This window comes from Bifidobacterium sp., from assembly GCF_050874245.1.
In the GTDB taxonomy this organism is placed as follows: Bacteria; Actinomycetota; Actinomycetes; order Actinomycetales; family Bifidobacteriaceae; genus Bifidobacterium.
This window is the reverse complement of record NZ_JBNMKH010000026.1, coordinates 1-26,180: the sequence shown is the minus strand read 5'-3', so window position 1 is coordinate 26,180 and position 26,180 is coordinate 1. Positions and strand designations below refer to the sequence as shown.

Genomic DNA, 26,180 nt, shown 5'->3' with positions numbered 1-26,180 from the left:
GGATGCTCTGGTGACGCATCCACCCCATTCGCGTTGTTTGGCAGCGTTGTTTGACGGTGTCGCTTAGCAGCGATCGTACGAGAATGCGCGCAGGCGATCGAGGCACTCCTGGCTCTCCTCAAGCCATGGCATGCCGATCATGTACACGTGGCCCAGCGTCTCATGTCTGCGCGGATGCGGATCGAACAGTTCGAAATCAGCGCCCTGCCGGGCCAAAGCGGCAGCCAATGCCAGATTGTCCGCCTCAAGGAAATCGTCGCCGCAGGTGGCGATGAACAGCGGTGGCAGATTTACGTTGAATGCCAGTCCTTCCGCGGTGAGGAACTTCGGATCCGCGGCCTCGAGCCCGTCGAAGAACCCGACGCCCAGCATCTGCTCCAATCCGATGCGCCGGTTCGGATCATACCCGACCGTCAGCCTGCGTCCCATGGTCTCCAGCGACGCCGAACTGTACGCGCCGCACATCGGCGCCGCACCCGCGAAACCAATGTCGGACGGTTCGTCGACACCGAACGCGGCCGCGGCCTCCGCGTTGTTCTCGATCGCCAGCGTCAGCAACGTCAACGCGCCGCCCGCGGAATCGCCGGTCAAAAACACCGCGTGCGGATCGACCGGATAATCGGCCAGATGCGCCTTGATCCAACGCAACGCGGCCTGCACGTCCGCAAGCTGGCCACGCAGATTGGTCTGCGGCGCCGGCCGGTAGCTCAGCGAGAACACCGCGAACCCCTTCTCCGCTAGATGCACGTTGAAATTACGGTTCAATTCCTTGTATCCGTAAGTGAAACCGCCGCCGTGGATGTCGATGTACACCGGCAGCGTGCGCCCGCCACGCAGCACCGCGTCATGCGGCAGATACAGGTCGAGCAGATGCCCCCTGCATTCGCCGGCCGCCTTGTCGTAGCCGCCGTCCGGCAGATATGCAAGGTCGTTGATCTCGTCGATGCCTTCCGGCGTGTGCCACAATTCGGAACGAGGCGTATCGGAAGCGATTGATCCGAATCGCATGCCCAACATGCCTGGCAACAGCTCCTCCGGCACCCCCTCGAGATCGCCGGTGGTTTCCGTCCACCGCTCCGCGTTCTTCAGCATGCCCTCCGTAAGCCCGTATTCTTTGGCGAACTTCGTGCGGATGTTTTCCAGGTCCGTCATCCTTGCCGTCCTTTCCTTGACACCTGTTTCCATCCCGCATCAGCGGTCCGATTCCATTATCGTGCGGTGTCTCGATTCCGGCGATCCGGCTTCCAACGTGCATTCCGATACCTGCGCGAAGCGATGATATGTAACGGTATATATGTTGATTTTACTATGTTTGCGACACGCCGAATGTGCACCTGTTGCATCGGCGTACGGTTCGTTTAGAATAAGTCGAGTTTGCGAATCCGAACAGGGGTTTCGGCCGGCGGCGGCATGCCGGTGACGGGACGCTCGACACACGACGGACGTGAATCGTGGCGGCCACGAATGGCCGCAGCAACACAACCCAACAACAACCCAATCAAAACCCAAGCAAACAATCCGAAGGAACGCTACGTATGTACGTCGATCCGAAACGTAACCAGCAGGCGGGCAACCTCAAATGGATTCTGCCGTACTGCAAACCCGATCTGCCGCGCGTGGCCGGCGCGGTCGTGCTGTTCTGTGTGAACAACACCATGGCCCTCATCATCCCGCTGCTGTCCGGACTGATCGTGGACCGTGTCATCACCCAAGGCCATGTGAACGAATTGACCCGACTGTGCGTCATGATGATCGTTTTCACCGTCGTGCGCGTGGCCTCGCGCTACGGCTACCAGATGTGGATGGAACGCTTCGGACAGAATTCCGTGTTCCGTCTGGTGAGCGACGAATACGAAAAGCTGCACGAGCTCGACTTCACCTACTTCAACCACACCCGCACCGGCGACATCATGAGCCGCATGACCTCCGACACGGACGCCATCCGCCATGCGCTGAGCTGGGTCAGCTACCAGGTGCTCGACTGCGTGGTCATGTTCATCGGCGCGCTCGCCATGATGTTCTCGATTGACTGGCGGCTCGCTCTGGCGCTCGCCTGCGTCACGCCACCGCTGTTCATCCTGACAAGGGGATTGTCGAAGCACGCGCGTCCGCTATTCTTCGCCATCCGTAATTCTCTGGCGGAAATGAACTCGATGGTCGAGGAGAACATCGAAGGCAACCGCGTGGTCAAGGCGTTCGTCCGTGAGCCGTACGAGACCGAGAAGTTCGATGAACGCAACGACGACTACATGCAGCGCAACATGGACCAGGCCTACAACAGCCGCAAATACATGCCGTGGCTCGATGGTCTCGGCTTCTCCCTGCAGCTCATCACCCTGGGACTCGGCGGTTTCCTGGTCATCACGGGCCATATGACCCTTGGTAACCTCGTGGCGTTCAACTCCTATCTGTGGATGATCGACGGACCCGTGCGCCAATCCGGCTGGCTGATCAACGACTGGCAGCGCTTCAACGCGTCCTGCATCAAGATCCGCAAGCTGCTCACCTCGCAGTCGCGCATCCAGGAGAAACCGGGCGCTGAGGAAAGCGTCAAGCAGGCGGTCGCCATCGTCAGCCAGGTCAACGGCGGGAACAACGGCGGCCACGACACTAACGGCGCCACTGAAGCATCCGCGAACTGCCCCGCGCGCATCGCAGGCGACGTCGAATTCCAGCACGTCAGCTTCGCCTTCCCCGACGATCCGGAAACCCCGATCCTCAAAGACATCGACTTCCATATCCCCGCAGGCTCGAAGCTCGGCATCCTCGGCGAGACGGGCGCCGGCAAATCCACGCTCGTCAACCTGATCTCGCGATTCTACGACCCGACCGCGGGCCGCGTGCTTATCGACGGCATCGACGCACGTGACTGGCCGCTCGCCACCCTGCGCTCGCAGGTGTGCATCGTCGCGCAGGATACGTTCCTGTTCTCCGACACCATCGGCGGCAACATCGGCTTCGGTGCCGGCGAACAACGCGAATACGACGAGAAGTACATCCGACGCATGGCCACCATCGCCGGCGCGGACGGTTTCATCCGCAGCATGCCGGAAGGCTACGATACCGTCGTGGGTGAACGCGGCGTCGGCCTGTCGGGCGGGCAGAAGCAGCGACTGAGCCTGGCCCGCGCGCTCGCCGACAATCCGTCGATCCTCATCATGGACGATACGACCAGCGCCGTCGACATGGAGACGGAGGCGGAGATTCAGCAGCATCTGCGCGAATTGGATGAAAAGAAGACGATTGTGACGATTGCGCATCGCATCTCGTCGATCAAGGATTCCGACCTGATTCTCGTGCTCGAGCACGGCCGCGTGGTCGAACGAGGCACCCATGACGACCTGGTGGCCGCGCATGGACGGTATTGGGAGATCTACCACAAGCAGCTGGGCCTTGAGGCCGGCCGCGCGCAGGGTTTCGACGAGTAGGAAGGAGGACCATCATGGCACAACGCAATACGTTCCGCGAGGATGAGGAGCTCGAGGAGCAGATCAACCTGCATGACATCCTCCGCATCGGCGTCTATCTCAAGCCGTACATGGCCCGCGTGGTCCGCATCCTCGCGGTCGTGGTGATGATGAGCTGCATTTCGGTCGTGGTGCCGTATCTGACGAAGGTCATGATCGACAGTGCGATTCCGGCGAAGAACCTCACATTGCTGGGCGAACTGACCGCCCTGCTCGCGGTGCTGATCGTGATCTTCGAGCTGGGACTGCGCTACCGTACCGTGGAGATCACGCGCGTCGGCCAGCTCATGCTCAAGGATATGCGCCGCGACATCTTCACGCATATTCAGACGCTGCCGTTCAGCTACTTCGATTCGCGTCCGCACGGCAAGATCCTGATCCGCGTGGTCAATTATGTGAACACGCTGTCGGATACGCTGAGCTCCGGCCTGATCAGCGTGATCTCCGATGTGTTCACGTTCGTCATCACGTTGGTGGTGATGTTCGTCATCGACTGGCGGCTTGCGCTGTTCAGCCTCGCGCTGTTCCCGTTCCTCATCGCATGGGTACTGGTGCTGCAGCATTTCCAACGCCGCGCCTATCAGGTGCTGTCCAACAAGCAGAGCAACCTCAACGCGTACATCCACGAGTCGATCGCCGGCGTGAAGACCACGCAGACCTTCGCCCAGGAGGCCGCGCAGTTCAAGACATTCCAGGAGCAGCAGAACGATGTGCGCACCTCGTGGATGAAGGCCGTGCACATCCAGTTCCTCATGTGGCCGGGCATCCAGACGATTTCCGTCATGACCATCGCGTTCATCTACTTCGTCGGCGTCACCGGCTTCGGCGGAGTGGGGGTGAGCACGGGCGTGCTCATCGCGTTCGTCGGCTACGCGAACAACTTCTGGAACCCGGTGATCAGCATCGGCAACTTCTACAACCAGCTGATCACCTGCTCCGCATACCTTGAACGCATCTTCGAGACGCTTGACGTGCAGCCGGAGATCCGCAATGCGCCCGATGCCGTCGAATTGCCGCCGATTAAAGGACGGGTTGACTTCAACAACGTCGTCTTCCGCTACGAGCCGGACGGTCGCAACATCCTCAACCTGGTCGACCTGCACGTCGAGCCGGGCAAGACGATCGCGTTGGTCGGCCCTACGGGCGCCGGCAAAACCACGATCATCAACCTGCTGTCGCGTTTCTACGACGTCGCCGAAGGCTCGGTGACGATCGACGGGCACGACGTGCGTTCCGTGACATTGGAAAGCCTGCGTCGGCAGATGGGCGTCATGCTGCAGGACACGTTCATCTTCTCCGGCAACGTGCGTGAGAACATCCGCTACGGCAAGCTGGACGCCACTGACGAAGAGATCGAAGCCGCGGCCAAGGCCGTGCATGCGCACGAGTTCATCATGGACCTGCCCGACGGCTACGACACCGTGGTGGAGGAGCGCGGATCGACCCTGTCCGCGGGCCAGCGCCAGCTCATCGCGTTCGCGCGCGTGCTGCTCGCCGATCCGCGCATCCTGATCCTCGACGAAGCCACGTCGAACATCGACACGCGTACCGAGGAAGCGCTGCAGGCCGGCCTGAACCATCTGCTCAAGGGACGCACGAGCTTCATCATCGCGCACCGTCTGTCCACCATCGAGAACGCGGACGAGATCTGCTACATCGACCATGGGCAGATCGTGGAGCAGGGCAACCATGCCGAGCTGCTCGCCCGTCATGGAGCGTACTACCGGCTCTACGAATCGCAGTACGCGATGATCAAGGTCTGATGGCAGTAGCTGGGCAATCGTAGGCCTGAATGCCAAAGCCTGAGCCGGTGGACGCCGGCCCAGGCTTTTTTAGTTCCTTGTAGTTCTTTATAGCCCCTTATAGCCGTAGTCCGGAATGCCGGCCCAACGGTCGCGCAGCCAATGCGCGGCCATCTTGGGCTGGCGGTCGCGATGGAATTTCCGCCGAACATGCTGACATGCCTCTGGTGGACGCCACGCGGAACGCGTGCCGCAGAAATGCGTGAAATAATGGATTGTGAGCGTTAACAACACCATGATGCACCAAGGAGCGTTGCACCCATGACCACCATCCCCAACCACACCAGCCATCCCATCGCGCTGAAAGACGCCACCGTCACCGACCAATTCTGGGCGTCACGCCAGGAACTTGTGCGCACCCAGGTGATTCCCTACCAGTGGGACGCACTGAACGACAACGTTCCCGGCGCCGCTCCCAGCTACTGCATGCACAACTTCAAGGCCGCCGCCGCGCAGAACGCCGAACACCGCAAGGAAGGCAAGGCCTTCGTGCCGCCGAAATACACGTTCCGCGGTTTTGAGGCGCTTCCGGATGATCCCAAGCACCCCGACCCCGACAAGTTCTACGGCTTCGTGTTCCAGGACACCGACTTCTCCAAATGGATCGAAGCGGTCGGCTACTCGCTGACCCACCATCCGGACGCCGAACTCGAGGCGACCGCCGACGCCGCCATCGACATCGTCTGCGCGGCGCAGCTCGACAACGGCTACCTCGACACCTACTACATCCTCAACGGCATGGACCGGCACTTCACCAACCTGAAGGACCATCATGAACTGTACTGCTTCGGCCACCTGACCGAAGGCGCGATCGCCTACTACCAGGCCACCGGCAAACGCAAGCTGCTCGACGCGGCCTGCCGTTTCGCCGATTACATCGATTCCCGATTCGGCACCGCCACCGGCAAGCTGCATGGCTATCCCGGCCACGAAATCGCCGAAATGGCACTCGTCAAACTGGCCGAAACCACCGGCGAACAACGCTACGCCGACCTCGCCGAATACTTCGTGCGCCAACGCGGCCAGCAACCGCTCTACTTCGAGCTTGAAGACCGCCGCCGTGCTCAGGAGGACGGCCGCAACTACGAGCCGCGCGAACAGAACTACGCCTACTACCAGGCCGACAAACCAATCATGGAACAGAAGGAGGCGCTCGGCCACGCCGTCCGCGCCGCCTACTTCTACGCCGGAGCCGCCGACGTGGCACGACTGACCGGCGACCCCGACCTGCTGGCATCCTGCGAACGACTGTGGCGCAACATCGTCGACCGAAAGCTCTACATCACCGGCGGCATCGGCGCAACCCACATGGGAGAGTCCTTCTCCTTTGACTACGATTTGCCGAACGACACCGCCTACTCGGAAAGCTGCGCGGCCATCGCGCTCGCCTTCTTCGCGCGCCGCATGCTCGAGATCCAGCCGAAATCCGAATACGCGGACGTCATGGAATCGGCGCTGTATAACACCACGCTCGCCGGCATGGCGCTCGACGGCAAAAGCTTCTTCTACGTGAATCCGCTTGAAGTGGTGCCCGAAGCCTGCCATCGCGACGAACGCAAGGCGCACGTCAAGCCGGTGCGCCAGAAGTGGTTTGGCTGCGCCTGCTGCCCGCCGAACATCGCGCGTATCGTGGAGGACGTGCAGCAGTACGCCTACACGATCGGCGACGACGCGGCCACGCTGTACGTGCATCTGTACATGGGAGGCGCGGTTCATGCCAGGCTTTCCGGCGCAGACGTGAATCTCGACGTCGATTGCGATATGCCGTGGTCCGGCAAGGGGTCCGTCACGGTGAATTTCGGTGCGGTCCATGTTTCCGGCGAATCCGCCGAAACTGCCGAATCCAAGAAATCCAAGGAATCCGGGAAATCCGAGGACGCGACCTTCACAATCGCCCTCCGCCTGCCTGCTTGGGCCGGCGGCGAAACCGCCTCCGATGCGATCGCCGTGCGCGGCCGTTTCGACATCGCCCGCACCGTCAGAGACGGCTACCTGTATCTGACCGGCGCATGGCATGACGGCGACGTCATCGATTTCGATTTCCCGATGCCCGTCCACATGGTCGCCGCGAATCCGCTCGTGCGCGAGGACGCCGGCAAGGTGGCGTTCGTGCGCGGACCGTTAGCCTATTGCGCCGAAGGCGTCGACAACGGTGAAAACCTGCATTTGCTGCACGCCGACACCGCGCGTATCGCGGCCGACCCGTCCTGTGTGAGCGTCGACCATATCGTCTTCCATGCCGGTGCCGCCGGACAGGACGAGAAGGGGCTCGGCGAAGTGGACGCCGTCGATATGCCGATGACCACGCTGACGATTCCCGCTTGGCGCGAAATGGAGAGCGGCGCTCCGACCTCCGCGTTGTATCATGATTGGCGTCCCGTCGAGCGCAAGGCGACGAAGGCCACGCTGATTCCGTACTTCGCATGGGCCAACCGTGGCGAGACTGAAATGACGGTGTTCCTGCGCGGATAGCGATGCGCAGGTCGCGTACGGATGGGTGTGCGCGGACGGACGTGCATGGACGGGCGTGAAGATCGACGGAGGCGGAAACCTATGACCGACAACAAGCAGCGTAGCGAAGATTTCGCACTTTCCGACGAGCAGAAGGCGGCGGTCGCCGAACTGGCCGAAACCAATGTGTATACGAAGCAGTCGAAGTTCAAGACGTTCCGCGAGTTGCCGATGGGCAAGAAATGGTCGTATTTCAAGGAGAATTTCCTGACCTACACCATTGTCGTGGTCCTCGTCGTCGGCATCGCCACGGTGTTCGGCGTCTCGTACTTGACCAAGGCGCCGGATCCGGTCCTGGCCTTCGAAGGCATCAATATGAGCGACTATTCGGACCAGCTTGATTCGCTCGGCGCCGACTTCGCCAAGTCGGAAGGCATCAAAGATAGCCGTCTGGTCAGCATGGACACGTCCGTCTCCCTGACAGGCACGGCGAGCGGAAGCGGGCAGGACGGCTCCACCAAGCTGCTCGCCATGGTGTCCGCGGGGCAGGTCAACGTGATCGCGGCCGACGCCAAGACCTTCGCCGCGGTCAACCGGCGCGACGAGATCACCAAACCATCTGAGGTCATGGACGCCGCCGCACTCGAGCGCATCAAGGATTCCTTGGTCGACGCCAAGGGGAAGCCGGTGTCGGACGTCAACAAGGCCGTCGGCTTCGATCTGTCGAAGTCGGCCACCTGGACTTCGATGAAGGGCCTGCCCGACAAGGACGTCATCCTCGGCTTCAGCAACATCACCAAAGACAAGGACGTGCCGATCAAGTTCATCAACTACCTGCGCTTCGAATAAGCATGCGTTCTTTTGATTCTGGAATCAAAAGAAAAGCAAATGGCAGGCAAAAGAAATTTCGTTGGAATTCCGCCGTTTTACGTTGTTGAAACGGCGGAATTCGTATGATGGGTCAAAGCGGGGCGAAAGAGGGGCGACGGGAATCGCGCGATGTTGCGGTGGATGCTGTGGCGGCCGTGTGTGCGATACCGTGACAGCAGTAAGCGTAATGTGTCACGATTCCGATTTTCGGGGAAAATTTCGAATCGTGCGACAAGTATGGGAATATAGATACCCTCGAACTGGATATTTACGGCGGAAAAGGCGCGGAAGACGCAGTTCGGGGGTATTTATATGGCGTGTGATGTGTCACGATTCGAAAAAAGCTCCGAAATTTCGAATCGTGACACATTGCAGAGGGGTATTGCCGGCTTTATCTCGTGTATGTACGGCGCGTTCCGTGCGCGCGCACGTCGTTTACAGGGCGAAAGCGGCTTCGATTGCGTCGTATTCGGCGGCCGTGATCGGCAGGATCGCGCCGTGACGCTTCTTCAGCGTGCCGAAATCGATGTCGTCGGCGCGCTGCCAATCGGCCGGATCGTGCGAGGCGAGCGAGGCGGAACGGAACGACAGATAGCCCTTGGATTCCGCGTACTGGTCGCACATGAGGCCGAACGGCATGCGCCTGCCGTTGACCTCCTTCACGTCCGCATCGTTGTAACGGAACAATTCCGGCCCCTCCAGATAGTGCATGGAATACCGGCCGTTGCCGAAGATGTCGGTGAGCGTGCCCACGTACGACCACTCGTTCGGGTCGTCGGTGCGCAGCACCTCGTAGGTCACGGCATACGGGTTGCGGGTGCGTTCGATGGTGATCTCCGAATCCTTCGACGCGCGGTACCACCACCCATCATCGTCGCGCAGCATGGTCGAATCGATGATCACGTTCTTGCGATCAATCCACTTGACCGGATCGGAGAACGTCCTGAAATCAACGGTCGTCGCATAATACACGTTCGTCGGATCTCCCAGCTCGTTGGCCAGCGGATCCGTGGAGCCTTCGGCATTGCTCTTCGTGGACCAGAACACGATCCACTGCCCGCGGTCCGGATCCCAATTCGCCTCGGGCGCCCAGGCCATGCCCGCGCCCGGGATCTTCGACGCCACGTCCACAAGACGCGGCTCGCTCCAATGGACCAGATCAGGGGAGTCCCAAATCACCAGGCCGGTCGATCCATTCGTCGTGGCGCCGTCGTTCGGTCCCCAGCCGCCGCGGTAGTGGATGCTCAAATCGGTGGCCACGATGTGGAACCCGCCGCGCGGGTCGCGCACGATATGCGGGTCACGCACGCCCTTCTCGCCGCCCAGCCACGTCAATGCGGGGCTGCCGGCCGGACGTAGATCCCTCCAATGCACGCCGTCGCGGCTCAGCGCGAAATACAGCTGCTCGTCGGTGGGATTGCGCTCCTCGCCGATGAAATGCACGAACAGATAGGCCTGGGTGTCGATGCTCATGATGCTCCTATGGTTTTTGTGATGAATGGTGATAATTGATTGCGGTCGTGGTGTTATTTTCGATGGCTGCGATGGCTGCGATGGTCGGCTACGGCTGATGGCTGCGCCGCGCACTGCACCACGCGTCCCGCTCAGACGGCGGTTGATTCCCGTTCCACCAGCTGGTAGCCGATGATGGCCCGCCTGGGTGGCAGTGTTTTGCCGTCATCGCTGTTGTTGCCGTTGCCGTGTTCGATGCGCTCCGACAGCATGTCGACCGAGAATTTCGCCAGCTGCGCGAAATCGACCTGGATGGTGCTCAGCGACGGCGTCGTATACGAGCCGGAGGTCACGCCGTCGAAGCCGATCACCTTCACGTCCTGCGGCACGCGCAGCCCGCGGTCCGCAAGCCCTCGTATCACGCCGAAAGCCGCGAAATCGTTGGCGCAGCACACACCGTCGAACGCGGTGCCGTCCTGTCCGTTCCGTGCGGCGAGGATACGTTCCGCGATCGCATGGCCGGCGGTGATGCCGTTGGCCACGTCCCCGGCTTCGAACACCGTCGACTCGTCGTAGGGCAGTCCGGCGTCGGACAGCGCTCCGTACGCGCCGCGCAATCGCAGGGCGAACGCGTTCTGCGCGTGCGCCAGGTCGGCACGTGGCGCGAACCGATGTCCAACGATCGCGATGTTGCGGCATCCACGGTCGATCAGATGCTGCGTCGCCGCACGTTCGGCCTCCTCGTTGGGGAAGTTCACGGCATCGACGGTCGGCGTCTCCTCGCAGGCGTCCAACAGCACGAAGGGCCTGCCGCCGTTGAGCTTGGCCAGCGGCACATTCGTGCCCAAGCCCGTGGCGTGCAGGATCTCGCCGTCGAACAGCTGCCCGGAGAACGGGTTGCTGCTCAGCGCATGCTCGGCGGCATCCGGCGAATACTGCGTCTGCTCGATGAACGGAATGAGCCTGCGGGACACGATTTCGTTGCTCAGTGCTTGCGTGAGCTTCGAATAGAACGGCGAATCGAATTCGTTGACGATGACGTGGATGATGTTGCTGCGGCCCGATTTGAGCATGCTGGCCGTCAGATTGATGCGATAGTCGAGTTTGTTCGCCGCGGCGATCACTTTGGCGCGGGTCGATGCCTTGACTCCCGGCTTGCCGCGCAGCGCGTTCGACGCGGTCATGGGGGAGACTCCGGCTTCCGCGGCCACGTCGCGTAGCGTCGGTGTGCTGCTGGTCATATGCCGCTCCTTAAAAAACGTGCGATTGATATGTAACGATATTACATTTATGTGATTCTGCAAAATCGTTGGAAATACAAAGACTCACCGATATATTGCGCTGATTGCGCCTTGCTGAATTTGCGTTAGGATATGTAACGATACATATACGGTTATATGGTTCGCACGATGGCGCCCGACATTCGTTTCAGACGCGCCACGGCAGCCCCAACGAAGAGAGGTTCAATGACGATCCCGACCACCGTTTCCGTCAACCCATCCGACGGCCAACCATCAGATTCGGCCACTCCGGTCAAAGCCTGGCGCCCGCCGATGGGCTGGAACAGCTGGGACTCCTACGGCACCACCATCACCGAAGAGGAGGTCCTGGCCAACGCACGCTTCATGGCCGAACATCTCAAGGCAGCCGGCTGGGACACCTTGGTCATCGATGCCGGCTGGTTCGATCCCAACGCCCACGCGCACGGCTACTCCGACGGCACGCCGCTGTGCATCGACGCATACGGCCGCCAAATCCCCGACGAGAAGCGCTTCCCCAGCGCGGCCGACGGCAAGGGATTCGGCCCGCTCGCCGAAGCGGTCCACCGGCTCGGCCTGAAACTCGGCGTGCACGTGATGCGTGGCATTCCACGACAGGCCGTGCATGAGAACCTGCCGGTCAAAGGCACCTCGCTGCGCGCACGGGACGTGGCCGACACCGAACACACCTGCGTATGGAACCATGACAATTACGGTCTCAAACGCGGCGACGCCGGCGCACAGGCCTGGTACGACGCGCAAGTCGACCTGTTCGCCTCTTGGGGACTCGACTTCCTCAAAGTCGACGACATGCAGACCCCGTTCTTCCCGGAGGAGATTGAGGCCTACCACCACGCCATAGAACGTGCGGAGACCACGTACGGCCGGCAGATCACGCTATCGCTGTCCCCGGGCGGCTGGGTGGCCAGCACGCACGTCGATTTCCTGCGCGACGTCGCGCAGATGTGGCGCATCTCCGACGACCTCTGGGACCGCTGGGAGGACATCTACCAGCAGTTCCCCCGGCTCGCACGATGGGCTCCGATGCAGCGCGCCGGCCACTGGGCCGACGCCGACATGCTGCCGCTCGGCCACATCGGATTGCGCGCCGAACGTGGCGACGACCGCCAATCGAAACTGACGCTCGACGAGCAGAAAACACTGCTCACCCTGTGGAGCATGGGCCGATCCCCGCTGATGGTCGGCGGCGACCTGCCCACCAGCAGCGCCGACACCGTCGCACTGCTCACCAACCCGGCGCTGCGCGAAGTGACCGCCGGCTCGACCAACAATCGCGAAATCGTCCGGGAACGGCTATTCGCCGAATGGAACGTGGATGAATCCTTCATCGGCGAGCTCATCGTATGGGCCGCCAACGCGGCGGACTGGGCCGACGGCACCACGTCGGCCCACGCGCACGGCCATTACGGAGCGATCTTCTGGACCGGCGGCGAGCCGTACGAGCTTAAAGGCAACATCCAACTGCAGAGCTTCGTCGGCATCAGCCAACGCAACAAGCCATGGACGCTCACCGACCTGTGGGCCGACGCTCCGCAATCGTCCGACGGCATCCAGTCGAACGTCCGCATCGAAGGCAAAGGCGAGGACCGCGTGATCCGCGGCACCATCCCCGCACACGGCTGCCTCTGGTTCGCGCTCGACTGAAATCGCCGGCCGACGCCAATCGCAACGAATCGCGGCAAGCCGCACATACCCCAACGCATCAGCCAAAACACAGCCAACAACAATCGACAACAACCATCCACAAAGGAATATCAATGACAGACAAACTCACCGCAACGCTCGACAAGGCGGGCGTGCGCGCCATCAGCACCGACCTGTGGGGCATCTTCTTCGAAGACATCAGCTATTCCGGCGACGGCGGCCTCAACGCCGACCTCGTGCAGAACGGCGCTTTCGAATACAATCGCGCCGATTCCGCCGAATGGAGCAACTACAGCTTCTGGCGCAAAATCGTGCCGGACGGCTCGTTCGCCGCGTTCTGCATCCACAGCAACGACCCGGTAGCCGTCGAAAACCCGCACTACGCGACGGTGGAGGTCGAACAGGCTCCGGCCGCATTGGACAACACCGGCTGGGACGGCATGGTCTTCCGTGCCGGAGAAACCTACGATTTCACCGCATGGATGCGCGTGCGATCCGGCAAGGACATGCCGGTGACAGTTTCGCTGCGCGGCGACGACGGCACCACCATCGCCGAAACCGCTATCACCGTCGCAGCCTCGGCATGGACGGCATACCGGGTATCGCTGACCGTTCCGGAAAGCGGCAAAGAAGACGGCAAAGCCGGTGCGAGTGTGGCCACGCAGGGCACGCTGCGTCTAGCATTCGATGGCGAAGGCGTCATCGACATCGATTTCGTCACCTTGGAACCGCGCACCACCTACCGTGGTCTCAAGCACTTCCGTCCGGACCTGGTGGAGGCGCTCGCCGAGCTCAAGCCGCGATTCATGCGATTCCCCGGCGGCTGCATCACCCACGGCCTCGGTATGGACAACATGTACCACTGGGACCGCACCATTGGACCGGTCGAACACCGTCCGCACAACTTCAACCTGTGGGGCTATCACCAGTCGTTCCGCATCGGCTACTACGAATATCTGTGTCTGTGCGAAACCATCGGCGCCAAGCCGCTGCCTGTGCTGCCCGCCGGCGTGAGTTGCCAGAACACCAGCCAGGGGCCGGTGCCCGTGGCGCAGGAGGACATGCCCGCCTACATCGACGAAGTGCTCCATCTCATCGAATTCTGCAATGGCGGCACCGACACCGAATGGGGTGCCAAGCGCGCCGCCATGGGCCATCCGGAGCCGTTCGGACTCGAATATCTCGGTATCGGCAACGAGGACCTCATCGACGATGTGTTCAAGAACCGCTTCCAGCAGATCTACGATGCCGTCAAAGCCGTGTATCCGGACATCGTCGTCGTCGGCACCGTCGGCCCCGCCCCCAGTGGACAGGACTACGAGGAAGGCTGGAAGTACGCGCGCGAAGCGGGCCTGCCGATCGTTGACGAACACTCCTACCAATCGTCCAGCTGGTGGTTCCACAACCTCGACCACTACGACCACACGGACCGCAAGGGCCCGAAGGTCTACCTCGGTGAATACGGCTCCTGGAACACCCAACTGATCAACGGTCTGTCCGAAGCGGCCTTCATGGGACGCATGGAACTCAACGGCGACGTGGTGGCCATGGCCTCCTACGCCCCGCTGTTCGCCAAGAACGGCCACCACAGCTGGAATCCGGACCTCATCTACTTCGACAACGAACGCGCCTACCATCCCTACAGCTACTGGGTGCAGCAGATGTACGCCACCACCACGGCCGACACCGCTTGGCCCGTCGCCGTCGAAGGCCCATCCACGCTGCGCCGCACCCTGCCCGACACCGTGAGACTGCGCATCGCAGGCAACTCCAAAGCCGACCTCAACAACCTCACCATCACCACCGCATCCGGAGAAACGGTCAACCTCGGCGACGTGGCCTACGACGGCAGGACCACCGACACCCCGCTCGCCCTGCACGCGGATTCCTACAGCATCGACGCCACCGTTGTCTACTACGAAGGCAAATGGGGCATGGACCTCATCTGCGGCGACATCGACGGCAAGAACCACAACATCGTCTCGCTCGGTCGCGGGCACAGCGTGCGCGTGGTCCGCGACGGCACCGCCTACGCGCTTGCCGGCACCGAAGTCTCCATGAACGAAGTGCGACCGGGCACCACTTGGCAGGTGCACGTTGACGTCACCGATCGCGGCCAAGCCATGAAGCTGTACATCGATGGAACGCTGATTGCGGATGGCACGGAGGTCAAGGACGAGCCAAGGCGTACCGTCACCGTATCACGTAATGACAAAGCCGGAGAGACCTACGTGCGCGTGGTCAATGCCATGGACGCGCCAATAAGCGTCGACCTACGTCAGATTCTTGCCGAGTTGAATATTTCCACAGCATCGGCGGCATCCGCCACGGCCACCGTCCTAGCCGGAGACAATCCGTATGCGGGACAGGTCGGTGAGGAATCACCGACCAGGCCGCGGCAGACCGCGATTGATCTGACAGACGGCGACTACACGGCACCGGCATGGTCGTTCACCACCATCACGATTAAGTGACGTGTATGCCGCGAAACGGGCGGACCCTCGTTTGAACCCTCGAACGAGAGTTCGTCCGCAGTGCAGGGCCAATCGGGACTAATCTAGAAAACATGAGCAAGCATCACCGCAATCGCAATTGGGCCCCGGCCCCGCAGCCGCTGCCCGAAGACGCGCACGTCATCGACAGCCACACCCACGTCGCATCCGTCGTGCCCTTCTCCCAAGCCATGAGTCACGAAGCCATGGAAAAAGGCCAAGGCGAAGTACCCGTCTACAGCGTCGACGAACTGCTGGAACAAGCCCAGAAAGTCGGCGTCGAAGGCGTAATCGACTGCGGTTGCGAGCTGCCCAACCTCATGACCGCCATCGACATGGCCCGCGAGCATCCCGGAACCGTGCACGCCGCAATCGCCATACACCCCAACGAAGCCGTGCTGCACGGCCACCGCGGCGCGCCCGGCCCCGACGGCCTGCCCATCAAATACAAGCCCTGGCACGACATCCCCTTCGACGAAGCCATGGCCGAAGTGCACCGCCTCGCCACCACCTACCCCAACCAGGTCGTCGCCATCGGCGAAACCGGCATGGACCTGTTCCGTACCGGCGAATCCGCCAAGGAACTGCAACGCGAAGCGTTCCGCGCCCACGTCGCGCTCGCCAAGGAACTCAACCTGCCCATGCAAATCCACGACCGCGACTCGCACAAGGAAGTCATCGAAACGTTGCTCGCCGACGGCGCCCCCGAACGTACCGTGTTCCACAGTTACTCCGGCGACGCCGAAATGGGCGAAATCGCCCGCAAAAACGGTTGGTATCTCAGCCTTTCCGGCACATCCAGCTACAAAGGCAACGACGGAATCCGCGAATCGGCGAAACTCGTCGGCATGAGCCACGTCATGGTCGAAACCGATGCCCCCTACCTAAGTCCGATGCCCTACCGCGGCCGCACCAACGCGCCGTATATGATCCCGTACACCCTGCAGGCGCTCGCCGACTATCTTGACAGACCGTTGGCTGAAATCGCCAAAGCCACGCGTGAAACGACGCGCGAAGTGTACGGCATCTAAAAAGAATGGCGATTTCGCGGTAATCCCGTGGCGGTTCCGTGACGGTCGCATGGGCCTCAACGTAACAGTTGCGTAATCGCCAGAAAATAAGCAAAATGCAAACGATTAAGCATATATGAATTTCATGCGTGACGTGCCGAATCACGTGTGAAGATTTGACAATGGTTTGCCAAGCTCCTAGTGTCACACCTTGCGTTTTATTTTGGGGAGCGGGTTGGAAGGCCCGCCACTTGGAGGAAGCGTTATGGCTAACGAGCCGAACGAAGAAGAACAGCCGCTGCTTCACGCAGCGACGTACACGCAGGCGCCAAAGGTCTCGCACAAGGTCCTGACCAAGGAGGAGCGCCAGACGCTCATCAAGGAGCACGAGGCGCAGCAGCAGGAAGCCGCGAAACTTGACGAGGCCGCCAGCAAGGGCCGCATCGGCCGCTGGTGGAGCCGTCTCCAGTCCGGCCCGGACAAAATCACGCCGGCCATGGCCATCGTGGCGCTTGGCGTGGTATACGGCGACATCGGTACCTCGCCGCTGTACACCATGCAGACGTTCCTCAACGGCCAAGGCGGTTTGGCGCATACGGATCGCGCCGCGGTGCTGGGCATCCTGTCGCTGGTCTTCTGGTCGATCACGCTGATCACCACCGTCAAATACGTGTTCATCGCCATGCGCATCGACAACAACGGCGAAGGCGGCATCTTCGCACTGTATTCGCTGATCCGCAAATATGGGGCATGGCTTGCGATTCCCGCCATGCTGGGCGGCGCCGCGTTCCTCGCCGATTCCGTGCTTACGCCGGCCGTCTCGATCAGCTCGGCAGTGGAAGGCTTGGAAACACTGCCGCTGCTGGAACCGATCATGAGCGAAAACAAAGAACTGACGCTGATGATCACCATTGTGATCATCGTCTGCCTGTTCGCAGTGCAGTCGCGCGGTACCGAACGCATCGGCCGCACGTTCGGCACGGTGGTCATGATCTGGTTCTCGTTCCTCGCCGTCGTCGGCTTGGTGAACCTGAGCTCCGATTGGAGCGTGCTTGAAGCGCTGAATCCGGTGTACGGCGTGGAGTTCCTCTTCAGCCACCACAATGCGGCAGGCCTCGCCGTCATGGGCACCGTGTTCCTGTCCACCACCGGCGCCGAAGCGCTGTATTCCGACATGGGCCACGTCGGCCGCGGCAACATCTACTTCACGTGGCCGTTCATCAAGATCGCCCTTGTGTTCTGCTATTTCGGCCAGGGCGCGTGGATGCTCAACCATTGGGACGACACCGCGTACAACCACATGCACGGCCTCAATCCGTTCTTCGAAATGATGACCCCGTCCGTACGTTACGTGGCGGTGCTGCTGTCCGTGTGCGCCGGCGTGATCGCTTCGCAGGCGTTGATCACCGGCGCCTACACCATGGTTTCCGAAGCGACGCGACTCAACTGGATGCCCCACCTGCAGGTGCGCTATCCGGCTCGTACCCGCGGCCAGCTGTACATTCCGGTGGTCAACGCCGTGCTGTGCGTCTCCACCCTGCTGGTTTTGGCGATGTTCCGCGATTCGGAGCATATTTCCGCCGCGTACGGCCTGGCATTGACCGTCACGATGATCACCACGACGATTCTGCTGGCCGTCTACATTTGGCACGATGGCAAGCGCGTCGGCGCGGTCGTGTTCACAGTGGTGTTCCTGGCCATCCAGTTCCTGTTCTTCTTCGCTTCGATGGCGAAGTTCCTGCACGGTGGCTGGTTCACCATGCTGCTGACATTGGCGATTCTGCTGATTATGTACACGTGGAACGAAGGCACGAAGCTGGAACGCGCACAACGCCGGCATATGCAGCCCGCCGATTGCGTGCCGGTTCTGAAGCAGCTTCATGAGGACGATTCGATTCCGTATTTCGCGGACAACATCGTCTATCTGACGTCCGATCCGGAAATGAAGCGTGTCGATACCGACATCTTCTTCTCGATTTTCGCGGACCATCCGAAGCGCGCCCGCGCATGGTGGGCGGTGTCGGTGGAAACGTCCGACAACCCGTTCACGCGCGAGTATTCGGTGGAGAATTTCGGCACGGACTTCCTGTTCCGCGTGCGTATTCGCTTGGGCTTCAAGGTGTCGCAGTCGATTCCTGCATACATCCACCAGATCATGAATGATCTGTCGAAGTCCGGCGATCTGCCCAAGCAGACCACCCGCTACCCGAAGCTGGACGCCGATCCGAACATCGGACCTATCCGCTACGTGCTGATTCACAAGGCGTTGATGCCCGAGTCGAAGGTGTCCCAGAAGGGCGCGATCTCACTGCAGATCAAGTACGCGATTCGTCATTTGGCCGGCTCTCCGGTCAAATGGTTCGGACTCGCTCCCTACAATCCGCTGATTGAGATTCAGCCGCTGTTCCTCGCCACCGAGCGTCCGCCGCGTCTGAAGCGCGTGTGAAGCGCAAGCTATAAGCAACTCCGATAACGGCACGCGCGCGTCGAAACCTGCCGTCGGTAGAGTAATCAACCATGTGCAGATTACTTGGATTCGCGACGGCAGGCAGCAACACCACTCTCAACGGTGTGCTCGGTATGCAGACCGTGCGTGAATTCCGTAATCTCAGCGAAATCCACAACGATGGATGGGGCGCTGCGCTGGTCACGGTTCCGGAGGAATCGCCATACCGTCGTGACGGCGGTGCACCGACTCCGGAAACCGGCACCGCCATCTACAAGAACACGGTCGCGGCCCGTCACGATCCCATCTTCGACGAGCTCGCCAACACCCCGGCCCGCGGTGGCCTGTGGCACCTGCGTCTTGCCAGCTCGAACCTGCCGCTGATCCTGGAGAACCAGCAGCCGTTCTTCGCCAACGGACTGAGCTTCATCCACAACGGCGACATCTCCGACGACCAGGGTCGCAACATCATCACCAACCGTTCGTTCCCGGTCGACCCGAGCCTGGTGCAGTCCACCGGCGGCCGTTCCGATTCCGCCATCTTCTTCGCGGTCATCCTGCAGTACATCGGTTTCGGCTTCGCGCTCGACGAGGCGGTGGCCCAGGCCGTGCGCGAGCTGCGCAAAAGCTATCCGAAGTCCAGCTACAACTGCATGATCCAAAGCCAGGACCAGTTCATCGCTCTGTGCGCGGCCGGTCGTGAGGTCACTTCCAAGCGCATCGTCGAAATCTACGACCAGTACGGCCGTGGCGAGCAGGCTCGCGACTACCGTGTGCTGCGCTACCGTGCGCTCGGCGATTCCGAAGCCGATCTTGCCGCCGGCCAGCCCAAGGGTGTGGTCGTGGCCAGCTCCGGCTTCGACCAGCGTGCCGAGGACGGCTGGACCCGTCTGAACAACGACCAGATGATCGTGGCCTCCAACCGCACCGGCGAATTCCGCGTCCGTTCCATCTGACGCGTCTGAAACGCGCCTAATATGGGGCGTATGACGAACGAATCGAACGAACCGACCACATCGACGGCTGCATCGACGACCACATCGAACGAATCGGCGCAGCATACCACCGGGTATATTCCCACACTCGCGCAAGTGGACGAATTGCATCGCAAAATCGCCCAGTCGCAAGCCGCATACGACCTCATCCATGGTCACTGCGTGGTCGTGGCGGACATCGCCCGACGCATGGCACGTCGCCAGAACGCGCTGTTCACCCGTCGTTGCACTCTGCCTGCGGACGCGCCCGAAAAAACCGGCGATTTCGGATTGGAACTTGCTACGGACGATTCCGGTTCCGCGTCGCTCGGTATGCTGCACGTACCCGCGGTGGCGTCGACGGAGGGTCTTACTGGCGGTACGGTTCCGCCGCGGCTCATCGACGAGCATCTGGTGGTGATCGGCGGCCTGCTGCACGACATCGGCACGTACTTTCTGCTCAAGCAGGACGGTTCCGACGGCAAACCGCTCAAATTCGACGGTCCGCGCTATGTTCAGCACGGGTTGAAAGGATACGAATACCTGCTGGAACAGGGCGTCGACGAGTCCATTGCACAGTTCGCGCGCAACCATACGGGCGTAGGGCTCACCAAGGAGGCGGTGGAATCGCAGGGACTGCCGTTGCCTCCGGCCGACTACGTGCCGGTGAACCTCGAACAGGAGGTCGTCATGGTGGCGGACAAATACAACAGCAAGTCGATTCCGCCGAAGTTCCTCACCGCCGAGGCATACACGCGCAAGGCCGCCCGTTTCGGCGAAGACAACAAGCGTGAATGGCTACGGCTCCTCGAGCGTTACGGCATCCTCGACGTCAAACCGCTCGCCGAGCAGTACCGCATGCGCGTCGCCGAATAATCCGTACGGACCCATACGGAACCAGTTACGGGACCCGTACGAAACCCATACCGGAATTCGTACGGGCGTCCTTGTCTTTCGATTATCGGAGCAAGTTGCAAAGGCAAGTCGCAGAAGCAACGAAAAAGCCTTGTCCGACATCGCAAACCACGGTGCCGGACAAGGCTTTTTCGAATTATTTTTAGATTATTTTTCGAATTATGGAAGGACGTTGCGGAAGGACGAAACTAGTCGAGTTCCGCGCAATGCTCCATCTGATCGGCCACTTCAGGGTCGGAGGTCACCACGATGATCGCGCGCTTGCGGTCCTCGTCGCGCTTCGCCTTCTTCAGCAAGCCAAGCACCACAGCGGCCTCGTCACGGTCCAGTCCCGCGGTCGGCTCGTCGGCGATGATCACCTCGGCCTCGCAGCTCAACGCCCGGGCGATCGCCACACGACGCCGATCCAGCTCGCTCAGCTTGCAGACCGGCATGCCGGACGTCACCCCCTCGAAGCCCACGCGCTTGAGCAGCTCGCGTGCTATCACCGGCTTCGGCTGAAGGAAGTTACGGTTCGACGCGTCCATCGCATACAGCACGTTGCCTTCCGCGTCGAGATCCCCGCGCACCGCGAACCGCTGCGGAATGAAACCGATGCGGTGTCCGAGCACGTCCACCGGCTCCACATCCGCGATATTCGCGCTCTTGTGCATCACGTTGCCGCTGGTCGTCCGCATCATGCCGACCATGGTGGCCAGCAGCGCCTGATGCTGTTCGGCATCCTCGGCGTCCACCAGCACCGCGTAGGTCGCGCCGGCATGGAACGCCAGGGAGACGTCATCAAGCACGTTGCGGCCGGTCTTGCGGTTGTTCACCGTCACATGGTCGAGCGCGAACGTCGGATTCGCCTTGAAGAAGAACGCGTCCTTCTTGCGGCGATGCTTGATCTCCCGATCGATCTGGGAAGACACGCTCGTCGCGGAATCCGCCTTCACGCTTTCACGGCCGGCAAGCGGCGCCTGATCGTCGGCCGCGCCCAGCGCGAGCGTTTCGTTCACACGGTTCGCGTTGTCGCTGGCCACGCTGTCTTCCGTGGCGATGCCTTCCGCATCCGCCTCGTCCGCCGTGGCTTCCTGCGATTCCGCGATGCCGGACGGTGTATGGTCCGCCGTATCGCCGGCATCGTCCGTATCGTCGTACACCACCGCGAAATCGACCGATTCGATCGAATCGACTGACACGGAAGCGTCGTTTCCGTCAACGCCGTCAGACGACGTCAACGCTTCGTTTTCGGTATCCTTCACGTCCTTGTCGCTCATGCGTCCACCTCCGTACGGTTCGTCGTTTCGGCCGCATCCGTTCCGGTCGTATCAACCGGCTTGTCGGAACGGCTCGCGAACAATTGGCTCAAATCGAAGAATCCCACGCGCATGAACGCGACGATGCCCAATACCAGGCACGCGCCCAGCCCGTACCAGATCACGTTCCAAACGGACGCGGACGTAATGGCCACGGCCTGTCCTCCGGCCCACGCGGTGCCGATCGGCTTGGCCAGCAGCGCGCCGGCGACCAGACCGATGATCCAACCCGGAACGGTCATCATGAACGTCTCCAGCATGAACTGCCATCCCAGGCGGCCCTTGGTGACGCCCGAAATCATCGCCATGCCGATTTCGTCACGGCGGCCGGCGATCGCGGCCCACAGCACCAGCGCCAGCAGCGCGAGGCCGCCGACGATCACGGACGCCAGCAGGATCACGCGTGCCGAAGCGGCGGCGGAATCCAACGGCGCGATACGCTTCTTGTACGCGTCGAGCGACGGCGAGGAAATCGTGTACTTCGACGTGTCCAGCTTGGCCTTCTTCACCAGACGCACGAACTTGTTGTACGTGGCCGGATTGGTCAGCGTGAAGATGATGTTGAGGTCGGGAACGCCCCAACCCTTGGCGTCGGTCGTATCCAATCCATCCTTCGCGAAATTGATGTACGTCGTGTACACCACATTCTCGCGGTTGTCCTTCGCGTACTTCGCGTCGGAACCATATCCGGCGGGCGCGTCGCCCGTATATTCGTAGATGCCGCGTACGGTGGCCTTATAGGTCGTGGAAGGCTTCGTCGGATTGCCGACGGTCACCTTGCTTCCCACCTTGAGGTTGTTCTTCTTGGCCAGCGCCTGCGAGACCAGCACCCCATCGTTTTCCGTCTTGTAGCTCAGGTTCTTGCCTTTGACCACCTTGAACGTGCCATAGTCGTTGACTTTCACGGCTTCGGCCGTATAGAAGGCCTGCAGCGTCAGATCGCCACCGGTTTTATCCTCACTGGTGTCGCTTTTCGCGGCGATCGCCTGCAACGACTTGCTGGCACGCACCGGCACCGACGTGGCCAGAGTGTATTCGAACGTCACATTGTTCTTCTGCACGGCCTCCGCGTACTTGCTGTACAGTTCCCACGTCATGTAATTCGCGGTATAGCTGGAGTCCGCGCCATCACGTTTCGCTGAGGTCTTCGCACTTGGTCGGATTGTCGCCGACGCCTTCTGCGATTGGTATGTTTCGTTATTCGCGGTATCGTCTGCCCTCAGGACCGCCAGATCCACGGCGGCCGAGAACGACACCAGCAGTGCGAGCAAGGCCGTTAACGCGGTGCGCCATTTGACGCGACCGAGCGCGGCCCATGCGTTCTTGAGAACGAACATGCGGTACTTCTCCAGTTCTCTGTAGTTATGCGACGGCGCATGCCGACGCCAGCGTTGGCCGGGGCGCACCGTCAAGCAACGACAGCGAGGTACGCTTACAGCGCAATGCGCCCCGTGCAATCATCCTGCCCATCCAACGTGATTGTTTTCTTGCGCAACACTGTTATACCCCTGTGTGAAGTCTGAATACTTCCTGAAAATCGAAGGCTGGATACGGGCCACAACATGGCCGGAATCGCGGTTTCGGCTACGATGGATTGCGATGAAGCAGCACAGCACGAAGCAGCACGACAGGAAAAATTACGACGCGGAGCAGAAGAAACACGTCGCGGGCATGCCGATTCCCGACGCAGCCGGGGAAGCGGCCTCCACGGACAAGGGCGACGACGTCATGATCGATTCCGCCGGTTCCGGCATCGCCGAAAATTCCGTCGATTCCAACGATTCCGTTTTTCCCCGTCTGCCGCGCATCGCACGGCTTGTCTGCTCCGTCATCGGCGTCGCGCTCGCCGCCGCGATTGTATGGGCCTGGTTTCCGCGTGGTGCCGCCGCTTGGACGAATCCGTTGCATGAGATCGACGCGCCCGCACATTACTACTTCATTCGCAAGATTCTTGACGAGGGCATCGGCGCCGCCACCCATCTGTGGCCGAACGACGAATACTATCCGCCGTTGTTCCATCTGCTTGCGGCCGGTCTGATCAAACTTGCCGGCCTGTTCGGCATCAACCTGTCGATCTACGCGGCGTTCAACACGGTTTGGCTGGCCACTTCCGGTCTGGTATGGCCGATTTCGATTCAGCTGTACGCCTCCTATTTCACGAGGCGTCTGTCGGGTCCGGACGATGCCGTGCGATCCGCACGTTCCGCATCTACATGCCGGTCGACGGCATCGCAGCATTCCCCGCATTCCAATGTTTCCGTCCGCGCGATCGCAACAGCGCTGCTTCCCGCCGTACTTGCGCTCATCATCCCCTCTTTGGCTGTCGCTTCCGCATGCCATCCCTTCCAAATGCTGGCTTCCGGTCCGTTGATCGCTTTCGGTCTGGCCACCACGCTTCTGCCGTTCTGGCTGTATACCACGCTTCGTTTGCTTGACGCGATCGCCGTTCGCGAGCACCTCGTCAAATGGAGTCTGCTGTTCCTTGCCACGGCTGGTATCTGCATGTTCGCCCATCCGCGCATTGTCTTCACCTGGCTGCTGCTCATGGCCCCCTTCGTATTGACCCGTCTGCCATGGAAAGCCATCGCGGGCCTCGCGGTCGTGGTGGTGCTCGGCGCGGGCGCGTTCCTCGCGTACATGATGTCCAGCTATCAATCGGACCGCTATTTCAACCCCGCCAGCTGGTTCCATACCTTCGTGCCGAATCGCACGGTCCCCGAGGCGCTGCGCGTCTACCTCACCGATAATATCGCCGGCGTGCAGGGCTGGTTCATGGCGGCAATCGTTCTGATTTCGCTGGTCATCACCATCGCTGCGATCGTCCGTCCGCAGATATTCGTCGCTCGTAATTCCGATATCGCGGCGAAGCGATCGCAGCAATCCGCCGTTTCCGAAACGGTTTCCGCCGGTGACTCGGCTGAGGCCACTGCCGTCGCTTCCACCGGATCTGGGAATCGCCGGATTTCCGCTGCCCGTCATACCCCTCGTTCCGAGGTGTCCCGTCTTCGCCGCGACGCGATCGCCATCGCACTGGTCTTCTTCCTGGTCGGCCTGGTCTACGTCTGTTCGACCGCTTTGACCGGGTGGTTCCCCAATATCGTTGCCGCCGCTTGGTATCGTGCCGAGACCCGGCCGCTCACCATGATTCCGTTCGGTGTGGTGTCGCTGGTCGTCTTTGCCGCGGTCGTTCTGCTGCGTTCCAGCCGTTTGCCGAACGTGACGAAAATCGTCGCGGTCATCGTACTTGCGGCGCTCGTCGTTTCCTGCCAATTCGGCAATACCGTCCGTTCCGGCTTGTCCGATGCCGTTTACTCGAATATGGCGATCGACGATTCGCAGCCGGATGAGCAGCTCACTTCCACGAAGGAGCGGATTCTCAAGAAGATGGTGGGGGAGACCGGCACCGATTCGATCGTGGTTTCCGATCCGTTGAACGGCTCCATGTATGCCACCGCGATGTATGGCGCGGATATGCTGTTCCCCATTTACAATCCGAAGGCCGAGAAGAACGGTGCGATTTATGGGCAGACGGAACGCGCGTTCGCTTCGGGCGACGGCAAGGAATTGACGAACACCGTATGTCCGTTGAGCGAAGATGGCGATGCATACTTCCTCAGCATGGGCGCCCAGGCGCCGAGTCTGCAGATGTTCACGTTCAAGCAGCAGTACGACACATTCCACGACCAGCAGCTAATCGACAAATATGCGAACGACGGCACGATGAAGAAGATTCAGGATTATTCGGGCATGTCTTCCGATGCGAAAGGCTGGGCACTGTATCAATTCAACTGCCAATGAGTGCGGAACACGTTATTTTGTCAAGTTTCGACACGCCGATGGAGTCCAGTGTTTCCAACGGTTCACATGGGATTTACAAACGACGATTTGCGCGTTTCCCGCTTTCCGTGTAAGTTTATCTCTTGCTGCCGCTCAGCGAGTGGCCCGGACGAGTCCGGGGCATGAGGTGGGTGAGTGGTGGTGGTTTGAGAACTCAAGAGCGTATTTGTACTACTTCTTTATAGTCAATGATTGCCAGTTCATCACCGGCCACGCGTTCGCGTGTGGTGCCGAGGGATCGG

16 protein-coding genes are annotated in these 26,180 nt (G+C 60.9%); 11 read left to right on the top strand and 5 right to left on the bottom strand.

What is annotated here, in order from left to right; all coding sequences use genetic code 11:
* Positions 1 to 63: 63 nt before the first annotated feature.
* Positions 64 to 1,152 carry an alpha/beta hydrolase gene (locus ACR0P8_RS04445; RefSeq protein ID WP_432623983.1) on the bottom strand — a complete coding sequence of 363 codons (1,089 nt, stop codon included), beginning with the start codon at positions 1,150 to 1,152 and terminating at the stop codon, positions 64 to 66.
* 383 nt (positions 1,153 to 1,535) lie between these two features.
* Here ACR0P8_RS04445 and ACR0P8_RS04440 point away from each other — a divergent pair, with 383 nt between their 5' ends.
* The 4 genes from ACR0P8_RS04440 to ACR0P8_RS04425 all read left to right on the top strand — a co-directional run bounded on the left by ACR0P8_RS04440 (position 1,536) and on the right by ACR0P8_RS04425 (position 8,569).
* A complete protein-coding gene (locus tag ACR0P8_RS04440) occupies positions 1,536 to 3,428 on the top strand; it encodes an ABC transporter ATP-binding protein (protein WP_432623982.1) in 1,893 nt (630 codons plus the stop codon).
* 14 nt (positions 3,429 to 3,442) lie between these two features.
* A complete protein-coding gene (locus tag ACR0P8_RS04435) occupies positions 3,443 to 5,230 on the top strand; it encodes an ABC transporter ATP-binding protein (protein WP_432623981.1) in 1,788 nt (595 codons plus the stop codon).
* 300 nt (positions 5,231 to 5,530) lie between these two features.
* A complete protein-coding gene (locus ACR0P8_RS04430; RefSeq protein WP_432623980.1) occupies positions 5,531 to 7,741 on the top strand; it encodes a glycoside hydrolase family 127 protein in 2,211 nt (736 codons plus the stop codon).
* An 81-nt stretch (positions 7,742 to 7,822) separates the two neighbouring features.
* The gene (locus ACR0P8_RS04425; protein ID WP_432623979.1) at positions 7,823 to 8,569 is read left to right on the top strand and encodes a hypothetical protein; all 747 of its coding nucleotides are present in this window, start codon (positions 7,823 to 7,825) and stop codon (positions 8,567 to 8,569) included.
* A 456-nt stretch (positions 8,570 to 9,025) separates the two neighbouring features.
* Here the strand turns inward: ACR0P8_RS04425 and ACR0P8_RS04420 are convergent, their stop codons facing one another.
* Positions 9,026 to 10,063: a glycoside hydrolase family 43 protein gene (locus ACR0P8_RS04420; protein ID WP_432623978.1), complete on the bottom strand. Its 1,038-nt coding sequence runs from the start codon at positions 10,061 to 10,063 to the stop codon at positions 9,026 to 9,028.
* Between the two features lie 131 nt (positions 10,064 to 10,194).
* Positions 10,195 to 11,283 carry a LacI family DNA-binding transcriptional regulator gene (locus ACR0P8_RS04415; RefSeq protein WP_432623977.1) on the bottom strand — a complete coding sequence of 363 codons (1,089 nt, stop codon included), beginning with the start codon at positions 11,281 to 11,283 and terminating at the stop codon, positions 10,195 to 10,197.
* Positions 11,284 to 11,595: 312 nt separating this feature from the next.
* On the opposite strand from ACR0P8_RS04415, the gene ACR0P8_RS04410 reads away from it, so the two are divergent.
* The 6 genes from ACR0P8_RS04410 (at position 11,596) to ACR0P8_RS04385 (ending at position 20,764) form a co-directional block, all read left to right on the top strand.
* Positions 11,596 to 12,966 carry a glycoside hydrolase family 27 protein gene (locus tag ACR0P8_RS04410; RefSeq protein WP_432623984.1) on the top strand — a complete coding sequence of 457 codons (1,371 nt, stop codon included), beginning with the start codon at positions 11,596 to 11,598 and terminating at the stop codon, positions 12,964 to 12,966.
* Positions 12,967 to 13,079: 113 nt separating this feature from the next.
* Positions 13,080 to 15,440, top strand: coding sequence for an alpha-L-arabinofuranosidase C-terminal domain-containing protein (locus ACR0P8_RS04405; protein ID WP_432623976.1), 2,361 nt, complete (start codon positions 13,080 to 13,082; stop codon positions 15,438 to 15,440).
* 92 nt (positions 15,441 to 15,532) lie between these two features.
* The gene (locus tag ACR0P8_RS04400; RefSeq protein ID WP_432623975.1) at positions 15,533 to 16,489 is read left to right on the top strand and encodes a TatD family hydrolase; all 957 of its coding nucleotides are present in this window, start codon (positions 15,533 to 15,535) and stop codon (positions 16,487 to 16,489) included.
* A 244-nt stretch (positions 16,490 to 16,733) separates the two neighbouring features.
* Positions 16,734 to 18,914 carry a KUP/HAK/KT family potassium transporter gene (locus ACR0P8_RS04395; RefSeq protein ID WP_118092681.1) on the top strand — a complete coding sequence of 727 codons (2,181 nt, stop codon included), beginning with the start codon at positions 16,734 to 16,736 and terminating at the stop codon, positions 18,912 to 18,914.
* Positions 18,915 to 18,985: 71 nt separating this feature from the next.
* Positions 18,986 to 19,870 (top strand): class II glutamine amidotransferase, encoded by an 885-nt coding sequence (locus ACR0P8_RS04390; protein ID WP_217063729.1) that lies wholly within the window; start codon positions 18,986 to 18,988, stop codon positions 19,868 to 19,870.
* A gap of 30 nt (positions 19,871 to 19,900) precedes the next feature.
* On the top strand, positions 19,901 to 20,764 hold the full coding sequence (locus tag ACR0P8_RS04385; protein WP_432623974.1) for an HD domain-containing protein: 864 nt from the start codon (positions 19,901 to 19,903) through the stop codon (positions 20,762 to 20,764).
* 227 nt (positions 20,765 to 20,991) lie between these two features.
* Here ACR0P8_RS04385 and ACR0P8_RS04380 read toward each other — a convergent pair whose 3' ends face one another.
* Both ACR0P8_RS04380 and ACR0P8_RS04375 read right to left on the bottom strand, forming a co-directional pair.
* Positions 20,992 to 22,062: an ATP-binding cassette domain-containing protein gene (locus ACR0P8_RS04380; RefSeq protein WP_432623973.1), complete on the bottom strand. Its 1,071-nt coding sequence runs from the start codon at positions 22,060 to 22,062 to the stop codon at positions 20,992 to 20,994.
* On the bottom strand, positions 22,059 to 23,438 hold the full coding sequence (locus ACR0P8_RS04375; RefSeq protein ID WP_432623972.1) for an ABC transporter permease: 1,380 nt from the start codon (positions 23,436 to 23,438) through the stop codon (positions 22,059 to 22,061). The genes ACR0P8_RS04380 and ACR0P8_RS04375 overlap by 4 nt, the downstream gene beginning before the upstream one ends.
* Before the next feature lie 262 nt (positions 23,439 to 23,700).
* Between ACR0P8_RS04375 and ACR0P8_RS04370 the strand changes: the two genes are divergently transcribed.
* A complete protein-coding gene (locus ACR0P8_RS04370; RefSeq protein ID WP_432623971.1) occupies positions 23,701 to 25,899 on the top strand; it encodes a DUF6541 family protein in 2,199 nt (732 codons plus the stop codon).
* Positions 25,900 to 26,180: the final 281 nt, after the last annotated feature.